23 protein-coding genes are annotated in these 22,753 nt (G+C 66.1%); 16 read left to right on the top strand and 7 right to left on the bottom strand.

The genetic code is table 11. From position 1 onward, the window contains the following. Positions 1–217: 217 nt before the first annotated feature. Positions 218–1,642, bottom strand: a complete 1,425-nt coding sequence (gene dnaA, locus KNO15_RS09095; RefSeq protein WP_241703295.1) for a chromosomal replication initiator protein DnaA — start codon at positions 1,640–1,642, stop codon at positions 218–220. 442 nt (positions 1,643–2,084) lie between these two features. Here dnaA and rpmH point away from each other — a divergent pair, with 442 nt between their 5' ends. The 8 genes from rpmH to KNO15_RS09135 all read left to right on the top strand — a co-directional run bounded on the left by rpmH (position 2,085) and on the right by KNO15_RS09135 (position 7,168). Beyond that, positions 2,085–2,222, top strand: coding sequence for a 50S ribosomal protein L34 (rpmH, locus tag KNO15_RS09100; protein WP_055922080.1), 138 nt, complete (start codon positions 2,085–2,087; stop codon positions 2,220–2,222). 23 nt (positions 2,223–2,245) lie between these two features. Next, entirely contained in the window at positions 2,246–2,662 is a 417-nt protein-coding gene (rnpA, locus tag KNO15_RS09105; protein WP_241703296.1) for a ribonuclease P protein component, read from the top strand. Then, complete coding sequence (yidD, locus tag KNO15_RS09110) at positions 2,659–2,970, top strand: membrane protein insertion efficiency factor YidD (protein WP_208038706.1); 312 nt, start codon at positions 2,659–2,661, stop codon at positions 2,968–2,970. The genes rnpA and yidD overlap by 4 nt, the downstream gene beginning before the upstream one ends. A gap of 9 nt (positions 2,971–2,979) precedes the next feature. Then, on the top strand, positions 2,980–3,948 hold the full coding sequence (gene yidC / locus KNO15_RS09115; RefSeq protein WP_241703298.1) for a membrane protein insertase YidC: 969 nt from the start codon (positions 2,980–2,982) through the stop codon (positions 3,946–3,948). Between the two features lie 71 nt (positions 3,949–4,019). After that, on the top strand, positions 4,020–4,511 hold the full coding sequence (locus tag KNO15_RS09120) for a Jag family protein (RefSeq protein ID WP_241703894.1): 492 nt from the start codon (positions 4,020–4,022) through the stop codon (positions 4,509–4,511). A gap of 14 nt (positions 4,512–4,525) precedes the next feature. Continuing rightward, complete coding sequence (gene rsmG / locus KNO15_RS09125) at positions 4,526–5,155, top strand: 16S rRNA (guanine(527)-N(7))-methyltransferase RsmG (RefSeq protein ID WP_241703300.1); 630 nt, start codon at positions 4,526–4,528, stop codon at positions 5,153–5,155. Between the two features lie 142 nt (positions 5,156–5,297). Next, positions 5,298–6,215, top strand: a complete 918-nt coding sequence (locus KNO15_RS09130) for a ParA family protein (RefSeq protein ID WP_308220433.1) — start codon at positions 5,298–5,300, stop codon at positions 6,213–6,215. After that, a complete protein-coding gene (locus tag KNO15_RS09135; RefSeq protein ID WP_241703301.1) occupies positions 6,215–7,168 on the top strand; it encodes a ParB/RepB/Spo0J family partition protein in 954 nt (317 codons plus the stop codon). Before KNO15_RS09130 ends, KNO15_RS09135 begins: the two co-directional genes overlap by 1 nt. Positions 7,169–7,763: 595 nt before the next feature. On the opposite strand, the gene KNO15_RS09140 is transcribed toward KNO15_RS09135, so the two are convergent. From KNO15_RS09140 to KNO15_RS09165, 6 genes are all read right to left on the bottom strand, one after another. Then, positions 7,764–8,720, bottom strand: a complete 957-nt coding sequence (locus KNO15_RS09140) for a D-alanine--D-alanine ligase family protein (protein WP_241703303.1) — start codon at positions 8,718–8,720, stop codon at positions 7,764–7,766. Between the two features lie 61 nt (positions 8,721–8,781). Next, positions 8,782–10,104, bottom strand: a complete 1,323-nt coding sequence (locus KNO15_RS09145) for an aminotransferase-like domain-containing protein (RefSeq protein ID WP_241703305.1) — start codon at positions 10,102–10,104, stop codon at positions 8,782–8,784. 148 nt (positions 10,105–10,252) lie between these two features. Beyond that, positions 10,253–10,579: a thioredoxin gene (gene trxA / locus KNO15_RS09150; protein WP_055922107.1), complete on the bottom strand. Its 327-nt coding sequence runs from the start codon at positions 10,577–10,579 to the stop codon at positions 10,253–10,255. A 13-nt stretch (positions 10,580–10,592) separates the two neighbouring features. Then, positions 10,593–11,576, bottom strand: coding sequence for a thioredoxin-disulfide reductase (gene trxB / locus KNO15_RS09155; protein ID WP_241703307.1), 984 nt, complete (start codon positions 11,574–11,576; stop codon positions 10,593–10,595). 83 nt (positions 11,577–11,659) lie between these two features. Beyond that, positions 11,660–13,267: a murein biosynthesis integral membrane protein MurJ gene (murJ, locus tag KNO15_RS09160; RefSeq protein WP_241703309.1), complete on the bottom strand. Its 1,608-nt coding sequence runs from the start codon at positions 13,265–13,267 to the stop codon at positions 11,660–11,662. Continuing rightward, the gene (locus KNO15_RS09165; RefSeq protein ID WP_242599394.1) at positions 13,260–15,551 is read right to left on the bottom strand and encodes a DUF6049 family protein; all 2,292 of its coding nucleotides are present in this window, start codon (positions 15,549–15,551) and stop codon (positions 13,260–13,262) included. The genes murJ and KNO15_RS09165 overlap by 8 nt, the downstream gene beginning before the upstream one ends. 128 nt (positions 15,552–15,679) lie before the next feature. Here KNO15_RS09165 and KNO15_RS09170 point away from each other — a divergent pair, with 128 nt between their 5' ends. The 8 genes from KNO15_RS09170 to KNO15_RS09205 all read left to right on the top strand — a co-directional run bounded on the left by KNO15_RS09170 (position 15,680) and on the right by KNO15_RS09205 (position 22,712). Beyond that, complete coding sequence (locus tag KNO15_RS09170) at positions 15,680–17,119, top strand: CCA tRNA nucleotidyltransferase (protein ID WP_241703313.1); 1,440 nt, start codon at positions 15,680–15,682, stop codon at positions 17,117–17,119. Between the two features lie 239 nt (positions 17,120–17,358). Continuing rightward, positions 17,359–17,733, top strand: coding sequence for a 30S ribosomal protein S6 (gene rpsF / locus KNO15_RS09175; protein WP_055922121.1), 375 nt, complete (start codon positions 17,359–17,361; stop codon positions 17,731–17,733). Between the two features lie 4 nt (positions 17,734–17,737). Further along, complete coding sequence (locus KNO15_RS09180; protein WP_179604164.1) at positions 17,738–18,241, top strand: single-stranded DNA-binding protein; 504 nt, start codon at positions 17,738–17,740, stop codon at positions 18,239–18,241. Positions 18,242–18,306: 65 nt separating this feature from the next. Further along, positions 18,307–18,570 (top strand): 30S ribosomal protein S18, encoded by a 264-nt coding sequence (gene rpsR / locus KNO15_RS09185; protein WP_018189012.1) that lies wholly within the window; start codon positions 18,307–18,309, stop codon positions 18,568–18,570. Between the two features lie 11 nt (positions 18,571–18,581). Continuing rightward, positions 18,582–19,034: a 50S ribosomal protein L9 gene (gene rplI / locus KNO15_RS09190; protein ID WP_241703314.1), complete on the top strand. Its 453-nt coding sequence runs from the start codon at positions 18,582–18,584 to the stop codon at positions 19,032–19,034. A 545-nt stretch (positions 19,035–19,579) separates the two neighbouring features. Continuing rightward, entirely contained in the window at positions 19,580–20,953 is a 1,374-nt protein-coding gene (gene dnaB, locus KNO15_RS09195) for a replicative DNA helicase (protein WP_241703316.1), read from the top strand. Between the two features lie 428 nt (positions 20,954–21,381). Continuing rightward, on the top strand, positions 21,382–22,431 hold the full coding sequence (gene glsA / locus KNO15_RS09200; protein ID WP_241703318.1) for a glutaminase A: 1,050 nt from the start codon (positions 21,382–21,384) through the stop codon (positions 22,429–22,431). A gap of 134 nt (positions 22,432–22,565) precedes the next feature. After that, entirely contained in the window at positions 22,566–22,712 is a 147-nt protein-coding gene (locus KNO15_RS09205) for a hypothetical protein (RefSeq protein ID WP_241703319.1), read from the top strand. Positions 22,713–22,753 lie beyond the last annotated feature (41 nt).

A 22,753-nucleotide genomic window follows, 5' to 3' on the forward strand; every position in this document is an offset into this window, starting at 1 on the left:
TTGTTGATGACCCGTGGAATCCCGCTGTTGACAGCTCGTGCGGGCGGAACCGCGTCGAACGTCTTTTCACAGCGTCGGGCCGTCCGTCCCCATTAATCGAGCGACTTTCCGGAACTTCTCCACAAGTTATCCCCAGGTGTTAATAACGAACTCTCCCCACTCTGGGGATCAATCTGTGGATAACTTTCCGAGGCGCGACGGCGTGGCGCGCTGCGGACTACTTTCCGTAGCGGTGGTTCTGCTTGATCCTGCTGGTGAGCTCCGTCACCTGGTTGTAGATCGAGCGACGCTCCTTCATGAGCTCGCTGATCTTCTTGTTCGCGTACATCACTGTCGTGTGGTCGCGTCCGCCGAACAGCTGTCCGATCTTCGGCAGTGAGAGGTTGGTGAGCTCTCGGCAGAGGTACATCGCGATCTGACGCGCGGTGGCCACGGCCTGCGAGCGACTCGAGCCGTAGAGGTCGTCGACGCTGAGCTTGAAGTACTCGGCGGTGTTGGTGATGATGTCGGTCGGTGCGATCACGTTGTCGTCGTCGAGCGTGATCAGGTCCTTCAGCACGGTCTGCACGAGAGGCATGTCGACCGGCGTGCGGTTGAGGCTGGCGAACGCGGTGACGCGGATCAGCGTCCCCTCGAGCTCGCGGATGTTGCTGGAGACCTTCGAGGCCATGAATTCCAGGATGTCGTCCGGAACCAGGATCTTCTCGCTCTGCGCCTTCTTGCGAAGGATCGCGATGCGGGTCTCCAGGTCGGGCACCTGGACGTCCGTGATGAGGCCCCACTCGAATCGCGAGCGCATGCGGTCCTCGAAACCCGTCAGGTGCTTCGGGGGCAGGTCGCTCGTGATCACGACCTGCTTGTTGTGGTCGTGGAGGGTGTTGAACGTGTGAAAGAAGGCCTCCTGCGTCTCGACGGCACGCTGGAGGAACTGGATGTCGTCGATCAGGAGGATGTCGATGTTGCGGTACCGCGCCTGGAAGGAGGAGCCGCGGTTGTTAGCGATCGAGTTGATGAAGTCGTTCGTGAACTCCTCGCTCGACACGTACCTGACGCGGATCCCGGGGTAGAGACTCATCGCGTAGTGGCCGATGGCGTGGAGAAGGTGGGTCTTGCCCAGTCCGGAGTCGCCGTAGATGAAGAGCGGGTTGTAGGCCTTGGCCGGAGCCTCCGCCACGGCGACGGCCGCCGCGTGCGCGAATCGGTTGGACTGGCCGATCACGAAGTTGTCGAAGCTGTACTTGGCGTTGAGCCGGGTGTCGCCGTTGCGCGGAGGGGCCGTGATCTCGGTGGGAGGCGCCACCATCGGCGCGACGGCGTCGAGATACGGGGCGGGCTCCGGCTCGGACGGACCGGCCATCGACTCCTGCTGGATCTCGGGATTCACGACGATGGCGAATGTGTTCACCTCGAGCGTCTGGTCAAGGGCGCCGATCGCGTTGAGGAGGGGGACCCGGCTGCGCTGCTCGATCATGCCGCGGGTGAACTCGTTGGGCACCTCGAGGTAGAAGGTGCCGGCCATGATGCCCTTGGGCTCGACGAGACTGAGGAAGCCGTGAAGCTGAGGGGTGATGCGGTCGTCCGTCTCGAGCTTGTCGAGCACGTTCTGCCATGCCGCAGAAATGGACTCTTCGCCGCCTGCCATCGTTCCCCGTCTTCAAATCGTGGATGCCGTCGGCCCGGCGTGAGACGAGTCGTCCCCCGTGTGACTCACGTCGGGCTGGCGGCAAGGGATGCCGCCATGGGGTATTCACAGAGTTATCCACCGCTGTGTGTGCAATACCGTAGCGATCTCCGGCCGCTTTTGGGACGGGCTGGGGATAACTTTCGACCTCACGCTAACTTGTCCACAGGTGGGGATCAAATTCGATTGGCGGAATACTCCGGCGCGTCGCCGGCGCGGTTCCTGCTAATCCCGTGCATAATCAAGGGTTTCGGGACGTTCGGTTTGACCTCGGTCGGCTTCAGGACGTAGTTTTAATCAGTTGACTTCAGCCGTTTCGGCTGCCCAGAAACTTTCCTGGCCTCCCCGTGCTGGCCTTTTTCCCTCAGCACCGGCCTGTGAAGAGACCACCACGGAGATTGATATGAGCAAGAGAACGTTCCAGCCGAACAACCGCAAGCGCGCCAAGACCCACGGCTTCCGCCTCCGCATGCGTACGCGTGCCGGCCGCGCCATCCTGTCGGCTCGTCGCGCCAAGGGCCGCGAGAAGCTCTCGGCCTGATCCTTCTCGGATAGGCGCGGCGCGTGCTCGCGAAGCCTCATCGCATCACGCGGGGCGCGGATTATCGGGCGACCGTTCGACGGGGTGCACGCTTCACCGGAGCGAACACTGTTGCGTACGTTCGTCTGAACCGCGACTCCGACGTGGTGCGATTCGGTTTCATCGTGAGCAAGTCCGTGGGGAACGCAGTGGTCCGCAATCGTGTGCGGCGGCGACTCAAGGCAGCGGCCTATGAGGTGCTGCCGCGGTTGCAATCCAGCGCTGCTGCAGGGCCTGGTATCGACATCGTCATCCGGGCATTGCCAGCATCCGCCCAAGTGAGGTGGGCTACCCTGCACGAAGAGGTATCGGGTGCCGCAGACCGGTTCCTCCGCCGCCACACCACCAGTTCACGCGAAACCCGTCGAAGCGTCACCACCGAAGGCAACGTCCGTCCATGAACACCGCGATCGCAGCTGTGCTCCTCCTTCCGAGGAATGCTGCCGTGCTCGTGCTCCGGGCGTATAGAGCGGTGATCTCCCCGCTCTACGGCGACGTGTGCCGGTACTACCCGTCGTGCTCCGCCTATGCGCTCCAAGCCATCCAAGAGCACGGCGTGATCGTCGGAAGTGTTCTCGGCATCCGCCGGATCATCCGCTGCCACCCGTGGGCGGCGGGCGGGGTCGATGACGTCCCCCTCAAGAAGAAGCGCCGTTACCGGGTCACCCCGTTCGGATTCGTCGTCGCGACAAGCCAGGGAAAGGCCTAGCAACCAGATATGGACTTCATCGGTACGATCCTCTGGCCCATCAAATGGGTCGTGGAGCTCATCCTCGTCGCGTGGCACTGGCTGCTCACGGCGATGGGCATGGACCCCGCGGCCGGCATCACCTGGGTGTTGGCGATCGTCGGTCTGACCGTCGTCGTCCGCGCTGCGCTCATCCCGATCTTCGTGCGACAGATCAAGAACCAGCGACGCATGCTGGAGATCGCGCCGCAGCTCAAGAAGATCCAGGACAAGTACAAGGGCAAGAAGGACCAGTTCTCGCGCGAGGCGATGTCCCGCGAGACGATGGAGCTCTACAAGAAGACGGGCACGAACCCGCTGAGCTCGTGCCTGCCGCTGCTGCTGCAGATGCCGGTGTTCTTCTCGCTGTTCCAGGTGCTCAACGGCGCCCAGAGCGGCAAGGCCGGAGTCGGTCCGCTCAACGCCACGCTCGCTCAGCAGTTCGGTAACGCGACCCTGTTCGGTGTGGCGCCTCTGCACCAGAGCTTCCAGGGCGCGATGAACGCCCACCCGCCGCAGGTCGCGGTCATGGTGATCGCCGCGGTCATGGTCGTCCTGATGACCGGGTCGCAGTTCCTCACCCAGCTGCAGATCGTGTCGAAGAACATGTCGCCGGAGACCAAGGCGAGCCCGCAGTTCAAGCAGCAGCGGATCCTCCTGTACCTCCTCCCCTTCGTGTTCCTGTTCTCGGGCTTCGCGTTCCCGCTCGGTGTGATGTTCTACTGGCTCACCTCGAACCTCTGGACCATGGGCCAGCAGTTCCTGGTCATCCGCAACATGCCCACGCCGGGGTCTGACGCCGCCAAGGCGCGCGAGGCTCGCCTTGCCCGCAAGGGCAAGCTGGTGCAGGATGGCGCCGTCGTTCTGACGGTAGAAGAGGCGCCTCAGCAGAAGACCACGACGCAGCGCGTTCAGCCGGTGAACAAGAACCGCGCGAAGAAGCAGGCCGGAAAGAAGTAGGGACCATGACCGACGTGCAGACCGATTTCACGCCTTCCGACGAGGAAGCCGTCCACTCCCCCGCCGAGGAGATGGAGACGACCGAGACGTCATCGCCCGCAACGCGAGCCGACCTCGATCGCGAAGGCGACATCGCGGCGGACTACATCGAGGAGCTCCTCGACATCGCCGACATCGATGGCGACATCGACATCGACACCCGCAACGGGCGTGCGTACATCTCGGTGAACGCGGATGAGGGCACGAATCTTCGCCTGCTCTCCAAGCCCGACACGGTGACGGCCCTTCAGGAGCTGACGCGGCTCGCTGTCCAGAACCAGACGGGCGAGTTCTCACGGTTGATCCTCGACATTGCGGGCTCACGCGACGCACGTCAGGCCGAGCTGGCGACGCTGGTCGACCGGGCGATTGCACGCATCGAGGAGGGCGCGTCGGAGGCTGCGCTCCCGTCGATGTCTTCGTATGAGCGCAAGTTGGTCCACGACATCGTGTCCGAGCGCGGCTACATTTCGAACTCGCGTGGCGAGGGACGTGACCGCCACACGGTCATCACCGCCGCGTAGTTTCACGTGAAACGGTGACTGAATCCGTCGAGGCCGAGCCAGCGGCAGCATCCGTTCTGTTCGGCGAGCAACTCGAGCGTGCGCGCGTGTTCACGGCGAACCTCGTCGATCAGGGCGAAGAGCGTGGGCTGATCGGTCCCCTCGAGCTTCCTCGCATCTGGAGCCGGCACATCCTGAACTGCGCGATCGTGGCTCCGTTGCTGCGGTCGGGAGTCGTCGGCGATGTCGGAAGCGGTGCCGGCCTCCCGGGTTTGGTGTTCGCGATCGCGCGCCCAGACGTTCAATTCGTGCTGATCGAGCCGATGGAGCGGCGGGTCGCGTGGCTCAACGAACAGGTGGCGGAGCTGGGACTGTCGAACGTTTCCATCTTGCGTGACCGTGCCGAAGACGTCCGGCTGACTGATCGTCTGGATCAGGTCACCGCCCGAGCGGTGAGCGCATTCCGCAAGCTGATCCCATTGACCGCTCCCCTGCTTCGGGACGGGGGCGAGCTGGTGTTGATGAAGGGTGCCGGCGCCGCCGCAGAGGTGGACGCGGCGACGAAGGAGATGCGGAAGTTCTCCGTCCACGATGTTCAGGTCCTTACGCTCGGCGAGGGTGTGTTGGACGACGTCACCCGAGTGATTCGTGCCACCGTCCGCTGAGTAGTCGAGGGGTTTTCCACAGCTCCGCGATGCTGGACGGGCCGATCAGACATGCAAGCTAGAGTTGACGAATGGTGCTTGAAGCGCCGTTGTTCTAGTACCGCGGCCAGGCCGTGCACCGAATCAAGCGACGAGGTTTCACGTGAAACAACCTGATCAGGATGCTCCGTCCGAGGTGGGTGAGGCGCCCTTCGATGGGTCGACTCCCCTGGCCCGGGAGATCCAGGATCTGGCGAGGAGGAGACAAGCCATCGCTTCGACCACCCTTCCACTGCCGTCCCGAACGCGGATCTTCACGATCTCCAACCAGAAGGGCGGGGTCGGGAAGACCACTACGGTCGTCAATCTCGCTGCCGCGCTGGCGAAGTCGGGTGCACGGGTGCTCGCTATCGACCTCGATCCGCAGGGGAACGCGTCGACTGCATTGAGCGTCGAGCATCGCGAGGGTACCCCGAGCGTCTACGACGTGATCGTCAACGACAAGGAACTCGAGGAGGTCATCCAGAAGAGCCCTGAGTTCGATGGCCTGTTCGTGATCCCCGCGACCATCGACCTCGCAGGCGCGGAGATCGAGCTGGTCTCGATGGTGGCACGCGAGCAGCGACTTTCGCGTGCGCTGGGGCGTTTCCTCGACGAGTTCGACATCGACTACGTGCTCATCGACTGTCCTCCGTCGCTCGGGTTGCTCACCATCAACGCCTTTGTGGCTGCAACCGAGGTTCTCATCCCGATCCAGTGCGAGTACTACGCGCTCGAGGGACTGAGTCAGCTCCTCAAGAACATCCAGCTCATCGAGCGGCACCTCAACCCCAAGCTGAAGGTCTCGACGATCCTTCTCACGATGTACGACTCGCGGACGAACCTCGCCCACCAAGTGGCCGAGGACGTTCGCGCGCACTTCCCGGCTGAGGTACTGGACACCATCATTCCGCGCTCCGTTCGGATCTCGGAGGCGCCGAGCTACGGTCAGAGCGTCATCAGCTATGACGCCAACTCGTCAGGGTCGCTCTCGTACCTCGAGGCGGCCGCAGAAATCGCACGAAGAGGAGTACCCCGCTAATGGCAGCGAAGCGTACGGGATTGGGACGGGGAATCGGCGCGCTCATTCCGACGAGTGATCAGTCGGCGCGCCCTGTCGATGTGTTCTTCCCGGAGGCGTCCGCCACGGTGAAGGAAACGCTCGTCGCGGTCCCGGGTGCTCGCTTGGCCAACCTCTCCCCCGCCGACATCGTGCCGAACCCCGTGCAGCCACGCCTGGAGTTCGACCGTGAGGCGCTGGACGAGCTGGTTGCGAGCATTCGCGAGGTCGGCGTGCTTCAGCCGGTGGTCGTCCGTCCGCTCACGGGACAGCCGGACAAGTACGAGCTGATCATGGGCGAGCGGCGGCTTCGTGCGACGAAGGAACTCGGGCTCGACAGCATTCCGGCCGTCGTCAAAGAGACGGCCGACGAGGACATGCTCCGGGACGCGCTGCTCGAGAACCTGCATCGCTCGCAGCTGAACCCCCTGGAGGAGGCCTCGGCCTACCAGCAGCTTCTCGCTGATTTTGGAATCACTCAGGAGCAGTTGGCGACACGCATCGGCCGGTCGCGCCCGCAGATCACCAACACGATCCGACTGCTCAAGCTGCCGGCGCCGGTGCAGTCGCGGGTTGCGGCCGGAGTACTCAGCGCGGGTCATGCGCGCGCGATTCTCTCGGTCGGTGACGACGAGGAGTCGATGCTTCGCCTTGCCGACAAGATCGTGAATGAGGACCTGTCGGTGCGTGCGGCGGAGGCGGCGGCGAGCAAGACTCCGAAGCCGACCCGGCCGAAGGCCTCCCCCGGTAAGCACCGCGGTCACCTCGACGAGGTGGCGGAGCGGCTGGGTGATCGACTCAATACGCGCGTGAAGATCACCTTGGGCGCACGCAAGGGGCAGATCGTTGTCGACTTCGCCACGATTCAGGACCTGAATCGCATCCTGGACGAGATCGGCCAGCCGAGCTACAGCTCCCCCGTCCGTTTCACGTGAAACCTTAACCCGCTAGGCTGGTGCGATCGCGCTGGGCCAGCGGGCGCGAGGCTAGGGGGATGCTCGTGAGGCGTGTAGTGATCTGGCTTGGCGTCGTGGGCCTGGGTGTCGGTTTGGTGGGTTGTTCAGCGCAGGACGCCCCCGCGCCGAGGCGGGTGGCGTCGCACTCGGAGGGTCCTTCCCAGAGTCCGGCGACACAACCACTCGCGTTCGGCACGTTCGCGCCTGGCGCGGGTATCTCCGGAGACATGTTCGTTGAAGCAGCGGGCGCGGATATCGTGGTGCGACTGTCGTCGTTCAACACCGGAGGGCAAGCGCTGAGGCTGGTCCTCACCGACAGCACTCAGGTCGAGTTGGCGACCTGCGTCCCTTCGGACGCGAACACCGCAAGTGTCGGCGGGACGCCCGCCGGCCCGACATCGACCTTTACGCTGGCGAAGCGGGCAGAATTCGACAAGGGAGCCGTCCCCCGGTTCACGTCGGGGGTGCTGCTGAGGCAACGCACGGAAGCAGACCCGACAGATTGCGCGGAACCGGTCGCAGCGATCGCGCCTCTCAGCTGGTCGGAGTAACCCGTTTCACGTGAAACCCCCGCTCAGGCGTCGGCGATAGCCGCCGCTGCGAGTGTGGCGTAGACATCCCCGAGGTCGCGGCCCGAGGCGGCGATCGCCTGCGGCATGATCGACGTCTCCGTCAGTCCTGGGAGGACATTCGCCTCCAGGAACCATGGAACACCGTCCGCATCGACGATCAGATCGACACGCGACAGGTGCCGCAGGCCGAGTGCACTGTGAGCGGCCGTCGCGGCGGCGCACACGGCGTGGAGGACCTCGGGCTCCAGCCGCGCCGGCACGTAGAAGCGGGTCTCCCCCGCGTTATAGCGGGCATCGAACGTGTATGCGCCCTCGAGCGGCTCGATCTCGACCGGAGGCAGCGCGACCGGTCCGTCTCCCGTATCGAGAACCGCGACCGACACCTCCACACCCTCGACCTTGCGCTCGATCAGCGCGACGTCAGCGTAGGTGTAGGCATCGACCATCGCGCGCGGCAACTCCCCCGCGACGGTGACGATGGTGACACCTTGGGCTGACCCGCCGTGCGCCGGCTTGACCACCAACGGCACCTCGAAAGCGGCCAGCACCGTATCGAGCACACTGTTCGCGCCGAGCTCGCGGAAGGTCTCCTTCGGCAGAGTCACCGACGCCGGTGTCGAGACCCCTGCCCGGGCGACCACTGTCTTCGCCGCCGGCTTGGACCAGGCGAGGCGAGCAGCATCGGTGGTCGACCCGACGAATGGCACGCCGGCAAGCTCCAGCAGTGCACGCAGCGCTCCGTCCTCCCCGCTCGACCCGTGCAAGGCCGGCCAGACGACATCGGGGCGACTCTCGCGCAGGTAGCCGAGCAGAGCACCGTCCGGCTCGAGCACCGTCACGCGGTGGCCGAGAGACTGCAAACCGTCCGCGACGCGGCGCCCAGTGCGGAGCGACACGTCTCGTTCGTGAGAGATCCCGCCAGCGAGGACGACGATGTCGAGTGCTTCGTTTTCTGCCATGATCTGCTCTTTCTCTGGCGAAGATCCGATTGTGGGCAGCGCTTTCGGGCGCCGCGGCGCGTCAGCGGAGGTCGGTGGGCGGATTGGGGCTGGTCCGACTGCTCCGCGGGGCGCTGAGTGGTCCGGTGCCCGCGAACGTGTCGAGGAGGTCTTGCTCGCCGTTGATGACGTTGGCGAGCCGGCGCACGCCGACCTTGATGTTCTCCGGTGTCGGATAGCAGAACGACAGTCGGATGTTCTGCGCTCCGGAGCCGTCGCCGTAGAAGGCGGTGCCGGGCGTGTAGGCCACCAACTCGGTGACAGCGCGCGGAAGCATCGCCTTGGAATCCAGGTGCGGCGGAAGGGTCAGCCAGACGTAGAACCCGCCGTTCGGGTTGGTCCAGGAGAGCTCGGGCAGATGCTCCTGGAGCGCGGAGATCATGGCCTCCTTGCGCTCGCGGTACACACCGCGGAACGTGTCGATCTGCCCGCGCCAGTCGGCGTCGCGGAGGTACTCCGAGATGACGAGCTGGCTGAAAGAGCTCGGGCTCAGCACGGCGGCCTCATTCGCGAGGATCAGCTTCTCACGGATGGCGTGCGGGGCGAGCGCCCAACCGACGCGGAATCCCGGCGCGAGCGTCTTCGAGAACGTGCCGAGGTAGACGACACCGTCGCGCTCGACCGAGCGCATCGCGGCAGGCGGCTTGTCGCCGAAGTAGAGGAGGCCGTACGGGTTGTCCTCAAGCACCAGGATGTCGTTCTGGCGGGCGATCTCCAAGATCTCCAGGCGGCGCTCCCACGACAGCGTCACCCCGGCCGGGTTGTGGAAGGTGGGCACGGTGTAGAGGAACTTGACCCGACGTCCCGCCGCCTTGAGGCGGGCGATGTGCTCGCGCAGGGCCTCGGGGATCAAGCCGTGCTCGTCCATGGGGATGTGGTCGACCTCCGCCTGATACGAGCGGAAGATCACCATGGCCGTGACATAGCTCGGCCCTTCGGCCAGCACGACGTCACCCGGATCGATGAAGAGCTTGCTGAAGAGCTCGAGAGCGTGCTGGGAACCGGTGGTCACGATCACGTCGTCCGCGCTGCCACTGATCCCCTCGAGCGCCATGACGTCGAGGATCTGCTCGCGCAGCGCGGGAACGCCCTGACCGGAGCCGTACTGCAGGGCGACGGGACCCTGCTCCCGCATCACCCGGTCCATCGCCCCGACGACGAGATCTTCGGGAAGCGCCGCGACGTACGGCATGCCGCCGGCCAGCGAGACCACCTCGGGGCGGCTGGCGACGGCGAACAGGGCTCGGACCTCACTGGCGGCCAGGCCGCTCGTGCGTTGTGCGTAGTGGTGATACCACGGGTCCAGATTGTTGCCCTGCTGACGCGGGCTGCCCTGTTCTGTCACGAATCGGTCCGTTTCTCGTGTCGTTCATTCATGCTAGGGGCGTCACGTATCCCTCTGGAAATCGAGGGGCTGCGAAACGCAGAAGACCCGCCCGGCGCGATGGGCGCCGGACGGGTCTGACAGTGAGTGAAGCTGCCTGGCGTTCGCGCTACGCGAGGTAGGCGGCCAGGTCCTGCTCGAGGGCGGGCTTCGGCTTGGCGCCGATGACGGTCTTGACGACCTCGCCACCCTGGTACACCTTCATCGCGGGGATGGAGGTGATCTGGTACTTCGCAGCGGTCTGCGGGTTCTCGTCGACGTTGAGCTTGACGATCTCGATCTTGTCCGCGTGCTCCGCGGCGATCTGGTCGAGGATCGGGCCGACGGCGCGACACGGGCCGCACCACTCCGCCCAGAAGTCCACGAGGACGGTCTTTCCGCTGTTGAGGACGTCCTGCTCGAAGGTGGCGTCCGTCACGGAACGTGCTGCTGACATTGCTTGATTCTCCTTATGCGGTGGTCGTGAGTTCGAGATCGCCGGACGCGCCCTCGGCGCGCTCCAGCAGGTCTGCGGGAAGAGTCGTCAGGTAGTGCTCGGCGTCGAGCGCCGCGACCGTACCCGACGCCGCGGCGGTGACCGCCTGGCGATAGCTGGGGTCGATCACGTCACCGGCGGCGAACACGCCCGCGACCTTCGTCTTGGAGCTCCGGCCGGCGACCGCGATGGTGCCCTCCGGAGTCAGGTCGAGCTGACCGTGCACCAGGTGCACGCGCGGGTCGTTGCCGATCGCGATGAAGAGGCCCTGGAGCTCCAGCTCGCTCTGCTCGCCCGTCTGCAGGTCGCGCAGAGTGACGCTGCGCACCTGCTCGTCGCCGCTGATGCCGACGACCTCGGAGTTCCAGATGAACTCGATCTTCTCGTTGGCGAACGCGCGGTCCTGCATGATCTTGGACGCGCGCAGCGAGTCGCGACGGTGGATGACGTAGACCTTGTCGGCGAAACGGGTGAGGAAGTTCGCCTCCTCCATCGCCGAGTCGCCGCCGCCGACGACGGCGATGGTGCGCTCACGGAAGAAGAAGCCGTCGCAGGTGGCGCACCAGGAGACACCGTGCCCCGACAGACGGTCTTCGTCTTCGAGGCCGAGCTTGCGGTACGCGGAACCGGTCGCGAAGATGACGGCCAGCGCCTCGTGCACGGCACCCGAGCCGAGCGTCACCGTCTTGACGTCACCGGAGAGGTCGACCGACACGACATCGTCGAGGACGACCTCCGTGCCGAACTTCTCGGCCTGCGCCTGCATCTTGAACATGAGGTCGGGGCCCATGATGCCGTCAGGGAAGCCGGGGAAGTTCTCGACCTCCGTGGTGTTCATCAGTTCGCCGCCCGCCTCGACGGAGGAGGCGATCAGCAGCGGCTTGAGGTTGGCGCGCGCGGCATAAACCGCCGCGGTGTAACCGGCAGGGCCGGAACCGATGATGATGATCTGCCGCACGGCGGAACTCCTTGATGGTCTGCGGTGCTCCCGACCGGAGGCACCGACCTGTAGAACACATCCTAGGCGGATGCTATTCCGTGTCACCTGCGAGTGGAGGAACGGGAAGCGGCGCGGTCCAGAACCGGCGCGAGACCGGCATCCAGATCACGCGAACGCAGGATTCCGAGGGCTCCGATGTAGACGATCAGCATGACGACGCCGACGACCGCCGAGGCGACGATCGCCGTGATCGGATTCCGGACAGGGAAGGCGCCGGCGGACACGCCGCCGAGGATCACGAGGAAGCCCGCGCCAGCGATCATCGCGGCGACTGCCGCGACGAGGAAGCGCCAGAGCGAGCCGAAGATCCGGGTGCCGTCCACTCCCCCGGTTCGCCGCCGCAGCAGCCAGAACGCGAGGAAGGCCTGCAGAAGGCTCGCCAGGGAGACGACGAGCGCGACGGAGGCGGCGCGCACCGACGGTGGGACGGCGAAGCACGTGAGCACGCCGGCGACGATCACGACCACCTGGGCGAGCGTGAAGAAGAACGGCGTGCGGGTGTCGCCGAGGGAGTAGAACGCCCGCTGGGCCATGAACACCAGCGAGAACGGGACCAAGCCGATCAGGTAGGCGACGAGGACGAGGCCCATCGCCTGATAGTCCGACGTGAACACGCGTGCGATCGGGTAGGCGGCCACGATGAGCACCGCAGAGGCCAGCACGATGAAGAGCATGATCGAGCGCGCGGCGGAGGAGAAGTCCTGGCGGAACGAGTCCACAGCGCCCTGGTGCGCGTGCTCGGCCATACGTGTGTAGAACGCGGTCACGATCGAGACCGCGATGATCCCGTGCGGGAGCATGAAGATCAGCCAGGCGTTCTGCATGACGAACGATCCGGCGTACGCGGGGCCGCCGGAGTTCGAGACGTTGAGCTCGATCACCCCGGCGATCTGTGTCGCGATCAGCATCGCGAACGTCCATCCCGCGGCCCGGCCGGCAGTGCCCAGATCGACGCCGCGCCAGCCGAAGTCGAAGCGGAAACGCAGCCCGACGCGACGCCAGAAGACGAACAGGATGAGCGCCTGGACGGCGATACCGAGGGTCGCTCCTCCCGCCAGGAGCGCGATCATCCAGAATGACCAGTCGCTGCCGTGACCGGCGCGCGACGACGTGCCGAAGGCGACGATGAATGCGACCAGGAGCACGATGGCGACGATGTTGTTGGCGACGGGCGCCCAGGTGAACGGGCCGAACGACTTGCGGGCGTTGAGCACCTCCCCCAGCAGCGTGTACAGGCCGAGGAAGAAGATCTGCGGAAGCGACCAGTAGGCGAAGGCCGTCGCGAGCTCGCGCTGCTCGGGAGGCACGCCGAACAGCGCGACAAGGAGGGGGGCGAGGAAGGTCGCCGCCACCGCGATCGCCGCGAACACGACGATGCCGAGCGTGACGAGCTTGTTGATGTAGGCCCGTCCGCCGTCCGGGTTGACGGAAGCGCGGACGATCTGCGGCACCAGCACGGCGTTCAGGATGCCCTGAGCGATGATCGCGTACAGGCTGTTCGGGATGGCGGTCGCCGTTCCGTACGCGTTGGCAGCGAACGACACCGCCCCGATCGCCTGGACGAGCAGCCAGGCCTTGGCGAACCCGAGGAGCCTCGACACGAGCGTGCCGGAGGCGAGCATGGCGCTGGCGCGGCCGACGCTAGCCATGCGCTCCTCCCGGGCCGGGCGGCGTGTGCGGCTCGTCGGCCGCCGGGTCGGGTTGCCGGACTCCGGCTTCCACGGGGGCATCCCCTTCGGTCGTATCGTCGTCGGTCCCGTCGTCGTCCTCACCCTTGCGCCGGTGAGCGCGGCGGCGGAGGACGTTGCGCACGATCCCGAAGCCGAAGAGCAGCACGACGAGGATGCCGAAGATCAGCGCTCCGATGCCCTCCCAGTCCGCGTGGACCTCCACGGTCACCGAGCTGGGACTGCCGATGGGCACGCCCGTGGGGCTGTACAACTGCAGGGAGAGGACGACCTGGCCGTTTCCGACCTTCGCCTTCACCGGGACGAGCATCGTCGCCCGAGAGTCCTGGGGGATGGTCTTCGTCGTGGGCTGATCGATCTCGAGCCGGCTGTTGGACGGCGAGGCGCTGAGCACGACGGTGACCGACTCGTTCGACAGTGCGTTGCTCACCGTGAACGGAATCGATCCCTGCGCGCTCACGAGGTTGACGTTCTCGGTGGGCAGGATGCGCACGGCGCGCAGCGTGCGTGCGGTCGCGGTCCTGCTCTGCGCGACCGCCGCCGTCCAGTCGGATCGCGGGTTCTGCCAGGAGACGGCGAGCAGGGTGAGGAGTTCGGCGCGGGTGCTTCCCGTGAGGGTCGTGGGGTCGGCGAGGATGGTCGCGAACTCGTCGAGGGACTTCTCGTCCTGCAGGAGGGTGTGGATCGCGTCGATGCGCGTCTGCGACTCGGGGGAATCGGTGAGGGCCAGTTCCGTCGACTGCTTCGACGCGAGGACCGCGGAGAATGTGGCGGGCGTCGACCACGGGTTCGAGAACAGCGAGTCGAGCGTGCGCTGCAGCTGGGTGCCGCTCGACGGCCAGGAGCGATCGAGTGCGATCAGGAGATGGAGCGGCGTCGAGTTCTCGGCGCTGATCAGCTGCAGCTGCGCGTTCAGCTTGGACATCGCAGCGTTCCAGGCGAGGTCGCTGGGAGCGGAGACCGCCTGCCGGAGCGCATCGGACAGGCGCTGGTCGGAGACGGCGAGGGTGGAGGATCCGGAGCGGATCGGGGCGTTCGGCGTTGCGTCGAGCTTGGCGGCGTTCGTGTTGCCGCCGGAGACGATGACGGTGCCGAGGCCGGCGGCCGCCAGGGGCGGGAGATCGGCGGCGCGGGTGGTGCCGTCGCCGGGCCACGCGATGCCGGCGAGGCTGTAGTCCCATGCCAGCAGGCGGTCGAGTGACGGCAGGGTCGGACCGGTACCGGTACCGGGAGTCGGCGAGGGGCTGGGTGTCGCTGCAGGAGTCGAGGTCGGCGTCTGCGGCTCGCCGATCGCGGTGGGCGTCGGGGAGAAGTTCTTCGGGTCGAGCGCGTAGCCGAGCGCTGTCGGTTGGAGGGGGGTGGGGAGGCCGGCCTGGATCTGGCCGGTGACATCGGCATCCCCGTAACCGAGTGAGAAGGTGTCGTTGGGCAGGGCGCTCAGGCGGTCGAGCCAGGCCGTCGCACTCGCCGGCGCGGCGTTTCCGAGCGCACGGATGGAGGCGATGATCATCGGGTCGATGCCGACGGCCACCGTGCTGTGGTTCTGCAGGCCGTCGAGGTCGCGGGTGAGGACACCGGTCGGCCCCGTGTAGGTGGCGAGGTCCTGGGCGGAGATCAGCCCGGCTCCGGTGGACGGGCTGACGATGGGCATGACGACCCCGATGTCTGAGCGCGTCGCCGCTCCCCCGGGGTACCAGGACACGGAGCCGCGCGCCTCAGCCGTGTGGTCGCTCACGGTGACGGTGGCACCGATCCCGAAGACGGCGGGCGTGGGGCGCGACCCGAAGGGCACGGCGGCAGCCGGTACCGTCAGCGCGACGACGACGCTGGAGCCCGGCTCCAGGGTGGGGACGGCCGCCTGTCCGATGTCCACACGGTCGGTGTCCCCCGCAGTGGAGGACAGCCAGGAGCTCAGCTCGTTGCGGGACGAGCGCGGCTCGGTGTCGTACCAGAGCTTCACCGTTCCCGAGGTGTAGGCCGACCCGGTCGGATTGCTCACCGTCACGGAGGCGACCAGGTCTTGGCCCGGTGACAGGATCCCGGCGTTCGACGCCGTGACCGAGGCTGTGATCGACGCATCGGTCGCCGACCGTGCGCTCGCCACGCTCGCGGTGGCCGCAGGGGTCTCGGCGAGGGCGGCGGCGGGCGCTCCCGCGGTCGCGAGAAGGGTCGCCACCGTCACCGCGGCACCGACAAGCGCAGCGCGGACTCGAGTGCCCCGAAGGGAGAGGCCGGTTGCCCTCATGCGCCCACGCACGATCCCGGTTCCGCCTCCATGTCGACGATTCTAGAGGCCGACCCCTGTGAGCCCGGCGAGGACCGCGGGCCGGCGGATCAGGCGTACGGAACGGCGTCCCCTTAAAATGAGGCACTATGCAGTCCGTCGCCGAATCCCTCGAACGTCTCGGAGCCCTGGCGACGACACCGACCGTCGACCGTCTCGCGCAGGCGTTCGCGACGGCCGGCCACGAGCTCTCCCTGGTCGGAGGCCCGGTGCGCGACGCCCTCCTCGGCAGGGAGGTCCACGATCTCGATTTCACCACCGACGCCCGCCCTGACGCCATCGTCGCGGTGGTCGGCCCGCTCGCCGACGCGATCTGGGACATCGGCCGTGCCTTCGGCACGATCGGCGCCCGCTTCGGCGATGACACCGTCGAGATCACGACGTATCGGAGCGACAGCTACGACGGCGTGACCCGCAAGCCAGAAGTGCAGTTCGGCGAGAGTCTCGACGGCGACCTCCTGCGTCGCGACTTCACTGTCAATGCGCTGGCGCTCCGGGTCCCGGAGATTCGGCTCGTCGATCCCTCTGGAGGTGTCGAGGACCTGATCGCGCGCCGCATCACCACCCCGTCGACGCCGGAGATCTCATTCGGAGACGACCCGCTCCGGATGATGCGCGCCGCCCGATTCGCCGCCCAGCTCGGTTTCGTCGTGGACGACGAGACGCGCGAGGCGATGGCGGGCATGGCGGAGCGCATCGACATCGTCAGCGCGGAGCGCGTGCGCGACGAGCTCACCAAGCTGCTGCAGGCCGACGACCCGCGGCCGGGCATCGAGCTGCTCGTCGAGAGCGGCCTGGCCGACCACGTGCTCCCGGAGGTGCCGGCGCTCTGGCTGGAGGTCGACGAGCACCACCACCACAAGGACGTCTATCAGCACAGCCTCACCGTGCTCGAACAGGCGATCGGCTACGAGAAGGAGCGTCACCCTGGAGCGGCGCCCGACCTCGTGCTGCGCTTGGCGGCACTCCTGCACGACATCGGCAAGCCCGCGACGCGGCGGTTCGAGGCCGGGGGCGCAGTCAGCTTCTACCACCACGACGTGGTCGGCGCGAAGCTCGCGAAGAAGCGTCTGACGGCACTGCGGTTCGACAAGTCGACGGTGGAGTCGGTGGCACGGCTGATCGAGCTGCACCTCCGCTTCTTCGGCTATTCGGACGCCCACTGGACCGACTCCGCCGTCCGCCGCTACGTGCGCGATGCAGGACCGGAGCTGGAGCGGCTGCACATGCTCACCCGGGCCGACGTGACGACGCGCAACCGGAGGAAGGCCGATCGACTCGGCTTCGCCTACGACGATCTGGAACGACGCATCGCGGAGCTCCAGGCTCAGGAGGAGCTCGACGCGGTGCGGCCCGACCTCGACGGGGAGCAGGTCATGCGCCTTCTCGACCTCCGTCCGGGGAGGGAGGTCGGCCAGGCCCTCCGCTTCCTCCTCGAGCTGCGCCTCGACGAGGGACCGCTCGGCGAGGAGGAGGCCACGCGCCGACTTCTGGAGTGGTGGGCAGCGCGCCAGACTCCTCCACAGTGAGCCCGCTGCTCGAGTTGTCCACGGAATCGAGTGCGGCCCCTTTCTCCCGGTGAGCGCGCCACGATGCTGGATGCATGAGCATGACAGACACCCTCACGCGGAGCCCTGGCTGGCGCGGAACACCCGCATCCGTTACCCTTGACAAGTTGCCCAGGCAGATTCCTGCCCACGCAACCGATGTCAAACCCTCCTGCTGCAGAACGTCTGCAGCCGCTGAGACCAGAGGAGGTGGGTTAGTCATGCATCAGTACGAGTTGATGGTCATCCTCGATCCCGAGATCGATGAGCGCACCGTTGCTCCCAGCCTCGACAAGTTCCTCAACGTCGTTCGCAACGACGGCGGAACGATCGACAACGTCGACATCTGGGGCCGTCGCCGCCTGGCGTACGAGATCAACAAGAAGTCCGAGGGCATCTACGCCGTCGTGCAGCTCACCGCGACCGGTGACACCACGAAGGAGCTCGACCGCCAGCTGAAGCTCAGCGAGGCCGTCATGCGCACCAAGGTGCTCCGCGCCGAAGAGGCCATCGCCCAGGTCGCTGCCGCTCAGCAGCGCGCCGACGAGAAGGCCGCCCGCAAGGCCGCGTCCTCCTCCGAGAAGGCAGGCGCCTAGTCCGATGGCCGGCGAGACCGTCATCACCGTGGTGGGCAACCTCACGGCCGATCCCGAGCTGCGCTACACGCAGAACGGGCTGGCCGTCGCCAACTTCACCATCGCATCCACTCCCCGCACGTTCGACCGTCAGGCGAACGAGTGGAAGGACGGTGAGGCACTCTTCCTGCGCGCGAGCGTCTGGCGTGAGTTCGCCGAGCACGTCGCAGGCTCGCTGACCAAGGGGTCCCGTGTCATCGCTCAGGGTCGCCTCAAGCAGCGGTCCTACGAGACGAAAGAGGGCGAGAAGCGCACCTCGATCGAGCTCGAGATCGATGAGATCGGTCCGTCGCTGCGTTACGCCACCGCCCAGGTGACGCGCACGCAGTCGTCCCGTGGCCCTGGTGGCTTCGGTGGCGGTGCACCCGCCGTCGAGGAGCCCTGGGCCGCTTCGGCGCCGGCCGACCCGTCCGCGGGCGCAGACGTCTGGAACACTCCGGGCTCCTACAACGACGAGACCCCGTTCTAAAGGGTCCCTCCAACTGAGTTTGCCTGACAGGCTGTGGCCACGTCAGGCGGAAAGCAAAGGAAATCATGGCTGGAAAGTCGAGCGGCGACCGCCGCAAGCCGATCCGCAAGGGCAAGGATGGGAAGAACGCCGCACCGGCGAAGTCCGTCCGCGTCGGCGTCATTGACTACAAGGACGTCGCGACCCTGCGGAAGTTCATCTCGGAGCGTGGAAAGATCCGCGCCCGCCGCATCACCGGTGTCTCCGTCCAGGAGCAGCGCCTGATCGCCCGCGCCGTCAAGAACGCGCGCGAGATGGCACTCCTCCCTTACGCCGGCTCTGGCCGTTAAGGAGAGACAGAATGTCGAAGGTTATTCTCACGCACGAGGTCACCGGCCTCGGTTCGGCCGGTGACGTCGTCGACGTCAAGAACGGCTACGCACGCAACTACCTCGTTCCTCAGGGCTTCGCCATCGCGTGGACCCGTGGTGGCGAGAAGCAGGTCGAGCAGATCAAGGCGGCTCGTGCCGCTCGTGAGCTGCACACCATCGAGCAGGCGCAGGACCTCAAGGCGAAGCTCGAGGCGACTCGCGTCAAGCTCGTCGTCAAGGCCGGCCGCGAGGGCCGTCTGTTCGGTTCGGTGAAGACGGGCGACGTCGCCGACGCGGTCAAGGCCGCGGGCATCGGCGAGCTCGACAAGCGCAAGATCGAGCTGCCCAACGCCATCAAGGTGACCGGTGACCACGAGGCCACCGTGCGCCTGCACGACGACCTCTCGGCCGTCATCTCGCTGCAGGTGGTCGCCGCCAAGTAGCGGTCGCGAAACAGCGCAGTGTAGCGGCGGGCTTCGGCCCGCCGCTACACCTCGTTAAGGAGTTTTCCCCGGCTCCATCCACAGTCCTGTACGACCGTCGCAGAGGTTCGACCACAGGTCGAGAGGAGATTTTTACACACAGGTTGGGGAGAACTAAAAACCTGGTCAAAGCGAATTTCCCCGCAAATATTCATAGGTTCTCCACATCGATTCCCACATGTTCTGCACAGAGCCGACGGCGTTTCGCGCAGATTATCCCCATAGTTATCCACAGGCCGAGTTGTGGTGGGAGCTGGCCGGTTCATAGGGTGGAGCGACGTCGACGGAAGACCGCCGAGGATCGGCCCGAACCACCTCCAGCTGTGGTGCGGGACGTTGTCGGTGGCCGTCCGTAGTCTGCGATCGGACGCGCCTCAGAGCGGTCTCTCCGGCCTCCCGGAGTGACCGCAGTCGGCGCGCCCCCGCACCGCCGAGCCCGCGGCGGCGCAGGCTGGAGACGGCGGCACCGTACGGTGCGCGCTGAGCAGCAGTAGTGAGGAGAGAACGTGTCGATCGCCCATATCGGTCTCGCAGACAGTCGCGAACCGGGCGAGGCCCGCTCCCCCGAGCGCACCCCTCCACACGACCTCCTGGCCGAGCAGAGCGCGCTCGGCGGCATGCTCCTGAGCAAGGACGCTGTCGCGGACGTCGTCGAAGTCGTTCGCGGCACCGACTTCTACATCCCCAAGCACGAGATCATCTACGACGCGATCCTCTCGCTGTACTCGCACGGCGAGCCGACCGACGTCATCACCGTCACCGACGAGCTCACGAAACTCGGCGAGCTCTCCCGGGCGGGCGGCGCCGAGTACCTCCACACGCTCACCAGCCTCGTGCCCACGGCCGCCAACGCCGGCTACTACGCCAACATCGTCACCGAGAAGGCTCTGCTGCGCCGCCTGGTGGAGGCCGGCACCCGCATCACGCAGATGGGCTACAAGGCGGAGGGCGAGGTCCTCGACCTCGTCAACAACGCCCAGGCCGAGATCTACTCCGTCACCGGCCACCAGGAGGTCGAGGACTACGTCCCGCTCACCGAGGCCGTCACGGTCGCCATCGACGAGATCGAGGCGGCCAAGCACAAGGACGGCTCGATGACCGGTGTCCCCACCGGCTTCGCCGAACTCGACGAGCTGACCAACGGCCTCCACCCGGGCCAGATGGTCATCGTCGCCGCGCGTCCGGCGCTCGGCAAGTCCACGCTCGCGCTCGACTTCGCGCGGGCGGCCGCCATCAAGCACGACATGCCCACCATCTTCTTCTCGCTCGAGATGGGGCGCAGCGAGATCGCGATGCGCCTGCTCTCCGCCGAGGCGACGGTCCCGCTGCAGCACATGCGCAAGGGAACCGTGGACAACCGCGACTGGACGACCATCGCCTCCACCCGCGGGCGCATCAACGACGCTCCTCTGTACATCGACGACAGCCCGAACATGACGCTCGTGGAGATCCGAGCCAAGTGCCGACGCCTCAAGCAGCGCGTCGGCCTCAAGATGGTCGTCATCGACTACCTGCAGCTGATGACCAGCGGTAAGCGCGTCGAAAGCCGTCAGCAGGAGGTCAGCGAGTTCTCGCGTGCACTCAAGCTGCTCGCCAAGGAACTCCAGGTGCCCGTCATCGCCCTGTCGCAGCTGAACCGCGGACCTGAGCAGCGCGCTGACAAGCTTCCGGCGCTGAGCGATCTGCGCGAGTCCGGCTCGATCGAGCAGGACGCCGACATGGTCATCCTGCTGCACCGCGAGTCGGCCTACGAGAAGGACAACCCGCGAGCGGGCGAGGCCGACCTGATCGTGGCGAAGCACCGCAACGGCCCCACGCGCACCGTGACCGTCGCCTTCCAGGGCATGTACTCGCGCTTCACGGATATGGCGCCGATCTGATCGAGGCTGTGCTGGCCCCAGAACTGGGTAATCCGCATGGAAGCGCCGCGGCGGCCGGTGCTAGTGGCGTCGGATCGGATGAAGCAACGAAAAGATGAAGCCTCGCGAGCGGCGCAGCCAGACCGTCCTGTTCAACCAATCAGCATCGTGACCTTGCTCGTGGTGTCGAACAACAACGAGTAGCACCATGCTGCAGAGCATCAAGACCGACGTTGCGTTTCGCGAGCTAAGTACCACGCCGTTGAGCGGAACGGCCGCCGCGTAGGACGGGAGCCGCCTCGCCGGGTCGAGCTCGTCGTGGATTCGGTTGTCGCGGACGGCGCCGAGGATGAACCGCATTGGGGGCCATGCCCTTCCTCGTAGCGGGTGCCTATCATGACCGTGCAAGGGCGCCGGGGGCGCCTTCAGGCGATCAAGACGGAGGACCGATGGCCTACCTTGAACGACAGACTCCGCTGCCCGATTTCTCCACCGACGCCGTCCATTCGGACGAAGTACCCGAGCAGGAGAATGTGATCTCCACGGGCACGCTTCCCGAAGTCGAACGAGTCCACGCACTCATCGAAACCGCCCACGAACGGTACCGTGGCCTCGACGACGGGAAGGTCGCCGACTACATCCCCTCACTCGGTGAAGCAGACCCGGCCCTCTTCGGCATCAGCGTGTGCAGTGTCGGGGGCCAAACGACGAGCGTCGGGGACGCTATCCACCCCTTCTCGATCCAATCGATCTCCAAGGTGTTCGTGTTCGCCCTGGTGTGTCACGAACTGGGGCATTCGGAGGTGTCGCGCCGCGTCGGCGTGAACAACACGGGCCTGCCGTTCAACTCGGTCATGGCTCTGGAACTCAGCGACGGCGACCCGAGGAATCCCCTCGTGAACGCTGGCGCGATCACGACGACGAGCCTGGCGCCCGGCTCGACAGCGCCAGAGAAGTGGGACTTCGTACAACGGGGACTCTCCCGCTTCGCCGGGCGACGGCTTGAGATCGACGAAAAGGTCTACGCATCGGAGTCGGCCACCAACCAGCGCAATATGGCGATTGCCCGGCTCCTCCAAAGCTATGGGCGCATGCAATTCGATCCGCTTCAGGCGACCGACGTCTACACGAGACAGTGCTCACTCCTAGTGACCGCCGAGGACCTGGCGGTCATGGCTGCCACTCTTGCTGATGGAGGTGTCAACCCGATCACAAGGGAGAAGGTCATCGATGCATCCGTCTGCCGTGACACGCTCGCCGTGATGGCGACGAGCGGGCTCTACGAGTTCTCCGGGGACTGGCTATTCGAAGTGGGCATTCCGGCAAAGAGCGGTGTCTCGGGCGGAATCGTCACGGTCGCACCGGGTAAAGGGGGCCTAGGAACCTTCTCACCGCGGCTCGACCCCGCCGGCAACAGCGTGCGGGGGCAGCGGGCGGCCCGATTCCTCTCTCATTCGCTTGGGCTCGATATTTTCGCGTCGACCCCCGGTGGCGGCTGACCCGTTGCTGCTCCACTGCCCAGGGGCACGCTAGTTGAGCTCTAGGCGACCTGGGTCCATCCCGGTGCGGCAATGACGGGCGTGAGGATGAACTGTGCGGCATACGCGCACGGTGAACCACGCAAGGAGTGTCAATGTCCGACGATCGCAATGAGTCAGTGCACGAGTCGAGAGAGCCCGACGACGAGCAGCGCGAGGCCGGCTCGGAGGCAGGACATCCTGCGGAGAGCGTCAGCGACAAGGTGAAGTCGCTTCTGCCCGACGGCTGGTTGGACAGGTAAAGCACACACGAGAAGGCCCGTTCTCCGGAGAGCTCGGGCCT

Origin of the sequence: Leifsonia shinshuensis (assembly GCF_022606355.1) — a bacterium.
Taxonomy (GTDB): Bacteria; Actinomycetota; Actinomycetes; order Actinomycetales; family Microbacteriaceae; genus Leifsonia; species Leifsonia shinshuensis_B.

Excerpts from the sequence above, each read along its gene's own strand:
- dnaA (WP_241703295.1), bottom strand. The coding sequence starts at position 1,642 with ATGGCAGGCGGCGAAGAGTCCATTTCTGCGGCATGGCAGAACGTGCTC.
- rpsF (WP_055922121.1), top strand. The coding sequence starts at position 17,359 with ATGCATCAGTACGAGTTGATGGTCATCCTCGATCCCGAGATCGATGAG.
- glsA (WP_241703318.1), top strand. The coding sequence starts at position 21,382 with ATGGCCTACCTTGAACGACAGACTCCGCTGCCCGATTTCTCCACCGAC.
- yidD (WP_208038706.1), top strand. The coding sequence starts at position 2,659 with ATGAACACCGCGATCGCAGCTGTGCTCCTCCTTCCGAGGAATGCTGCC.
- rpmH (WP_055922080.1), top strand. The coding sequence starts at position 2,085 with ATGAGCAAGAGAACGTTCCAGCCGAACAACCGCAAGCGCGCCAAGACC.
- KNO15_RS09140 (WP_241703303.1), bottom strand. The coding sequence starts at position 8,720 with ATGGCAGAAAACGAAGCACTCGACATCGTCGTCCTCGCTGGCGGGATC.
- trxA (WP_055922107.1), bottom strand. The coding sequence starts at position 10,579 with ATGTCAGCAGCACGTTCCGTGACGGACGCCACCTTCGAGCAGGACGTC.
- KNO15_RS09170 (WP_241703313.1), top strand. The coding sequence starts at position 15,680 with ATGCAGTCCGTCGCCGAATCCCTCGAACGTCTCGGAGCCCTGGCGACG.
- KNO15_RS09120 (WP_241703894.1), top strand. The coding sequence starts at position 4,020 with ATGGAGACGACCGAGACGTCATCGCCCGCAACGCGAGCCGACCTCGAT.
- rpsR (WP_018189012.1), top strand. The coding sequence starts at position 18,307 with ATGGCTGGAAAGTCGAGCGGCGACCGCCGCAAGCCGATCCGCAAGGGC.
- yidC (WP_241703298.1), top strand. The coding sequence starts at position 2,980 with ATGGACTTCATCGGTACGATCCTCTGGCCCATCAAATGGGTCGTGGAG.
- murJ (WP_241703309.1), bottom strand. The coding sequence starts at position 13,267 with ATGGCTAGCGTCGGCCGCGCCAGCGCCATGCTCGCCTCCGGCACGCTC.
- KNO15_RS09135 (WP_241703301.1), top strand. The coding sequence starts at position 6,215 with ATGGCAGCGAAGCGTACGGGATTGGGACGGGGAATCGGCGCGCTCATT.
- KNO15_RS09205 (WP_241703319.1), top strand. The coding sequence starts at position 22,566 with ATGTCCGACGATCGCAATGAGTCAGTGCACGAGTCGAGAGAGCCCGAC.
- rplI (WP_241703314.1), top strand. The coding sequence starts at position 18,582 with ATGTCGAAGGTTATTCTCACGCACGAGGTCACCGGCCTCGGTTCGGCC.
- KNO15_RS09165 (WP_242599394.1), bottom strand. The coding sequence starts at position 15,551 with ATGAGGGCAACCGGCCTCTCCCTTCGGGGCACTCGAGTCCGCGCTGCG.
- KNO15_RS09180 (WP_179604164.1), top strand. The coding sequence starts at position 17,738 with ATGGCCGGCGAGACCGTCATCACCGTGGTGGGCAACCTCACGGCCGAT.